This window comes from Pseudoalteromonas sp. bablab_jr010, assembly GCF_016464105.1.
Classification (GTDB): Bacteria; Pseudomonadota; Gammaproteobacteria; order Enterobacterales; family Alteromonadaceae; genus Pseudoalteromonas; species Pseudoalteromonas simplex.
Window position 1 is genome coordinate 1 of sequence record NZ_JACDWV010000021.1, and the last position, 1,955, is coordinate 1,955.

Genomic DNA, 1,955 nt, shown 5'->3' on the forward strand with positions numbered 1-1,955 from the left:
TTCTTTTTTGACGCTTCGTTGGACACCGCTAGTCGAGCTTTTGACTCGGCTAGTCTTACGATTGCCTCCACGTCCACTATCTGCCTGAGTTATTAGAACTCCATCGCCAGACAACACCGTTCCAGTGTCTAATATTAGGTTAATTGCCCGTTTCTTTATGACCTTTGATGCATTGTTATCTGCATTGTCAGTATTGCCACAGTTACCGCACACAAATAGCTCTTGTGATTTACGGTTGTCGGGGTGAGTGTGATCGCATTCAGCGCACTCCTGACTGGTATGCGGGGCGGGTATTTTGAAGACGGCTTTTCCTGCTTGGTAGGCCTTGTATTTGGTGTAAATCTCTATGATGTGCCAGCCAACGTTTAAAATAGACTTGTTTAGCCCAGCCTTTTGTTTGGTTTTGTTTGACACATACCGACCTTGTTCATCCTGCTTCGCCTTTGGCTTGCGCGTCATGCTTGAGGTTCGTAAAGCCTCGAACACTATAACCTTAGCCTTGCTTTCGATTAACGAACGACTTGTTTTATGTGCAAAATCGTTTCGAATATTCGCCTTTTTAGCATGGTGCGTAGCAATGCGATGTTTGGTTTTGTTTCTTCGGCTAGAGCCTTTTTTCTGGCGTGATAACTTGCGTTGAAGTCGCTTGATATAGCGGTCAGCTTTGGTCATGTTCGATTTCTGGTTTTCGCAGAAATCGAACGTTATAGAGCCTGCGTGAACAGGAATTGCCACGCCACGATCTACACCAATAGTATGTTCTTCCAGATATTTTTTGGTTGAACCCTGCAAGAATTCCAAATGTTCAGCATTGCTAGGAAGTTCTTCTTCGCTATTGCCGTCTTCATAACAGAAAGATACATAATATTGACCACGCTCTTTGCGCACATATAGCGAGTTTGGGCTCTCGAACTTGCCATGCGCTTTAAAGGATAAGTAACCAATATTATTAGTCTTCGTGCCGATAAATAGTCGTAAGTTTCCATCTTCGCAACGTTCGAAGCTGAACACCTCACGAGTAAGATAGATGCTACCTCGGTCAGTTTTAGGTTTGCGCTTAGGTCGCCCACACACGCCTTTCATGAATTTTTGGTAAGTCTGATACCAGTTAACCGCACTGTTTCGGATAATCTGACTAGGGCATCGAGATAGCCAAGGGGTTAACTCCTTCGACTTGAATTGTGATGTTTTCTGGTCAATTGGGGCATAAGTGCCCGTTGGGTAGTATTTACGTGCAAAGGTGCGGTAATACTTTTCTTCGTCAACTTTGGCATTCCAAATACTGCGTGCGCAACCCATCCACTGGCTTAAAACCAGTTTTTGATATGATGTTGGGTTAGCACGTAGCTTAATGCCAGTTAGCATGCTCTTTCCGTCGGTTGTCAATTGCGGTAACTATTATTACACTTAGCGTTAAATTGTCAATCTAGTCTATAAGTAAAATGTACGAATGGAGAACAGGCAGAAGCTGCCTATTTAAAAACAATGCTCACCTAGTATTTGTTACAAAATACCGAAGAGACGTTTTCACTAAAGAGATGTTAGATAGAACCAAAGAGATAATGGAGGAAACCTGTAAGCAAATGGATTGCGAGCTTTTAGAGTTTGGTGGAGAACATGACCACGTTCACTTAATGGTGTCTATTCACCCCAAAGTTGCTGTATCGAATTTGGTTGGCAAATTAAAAGGGAAGTCGTCATATATACTAAGGCGTGAGTATTGGAATCGGATTAAGACGATGCTTTGGGGAAATCACTTTTGGTCGCCTAGTTATTGTGTCGTGTCATGCGGCGGCGCGAGTTTGGATGTAATTAAGCAGTACATTGAAAATCAAAACACACCGCCAAGTGAAAGAGCCGTAAAAACTTCACGCGCTTTAAGTCAGAAAAAAGACTAGTTACCTCTTGCTTGACTCGCCCTTGAAAGGGTGAGATTGCGCAAGCCTAATGTTCAA

The 1,955-nt window shown here is 43.1% G+C and carries 2 protein-coding genes; one reads left to right on the plus strand and one right to left on the minus strand.

The features are described from left to right. Positions 1-1,365, minus strand: a 1,365-nt coding sequence (locus JIG37_RS00390; protein ID WP_199528370.1) for an RNA-guided endonuclease TnpB family protein, incomplete at its 3' end; no start/stop codon positions are given. A gap of 77 nt (positions 1,366-1,442) precedes the next feature. Here JIG37_RS00390 and tnpA point away from each other — a divergent pair. Continuing rightward, positions 1,443-1,898, plus strand: coding sequence for an IS200/IS605 family transposase (tnpA, locus tag JIG37_RS00395; protein WP_206769683.1), 456 nt, complete (start codon positions 1,443-1,445; stop codon positions 1,896-1,898). Positions 1,899-1,955 lie beyond the last annotated feature (57 nt).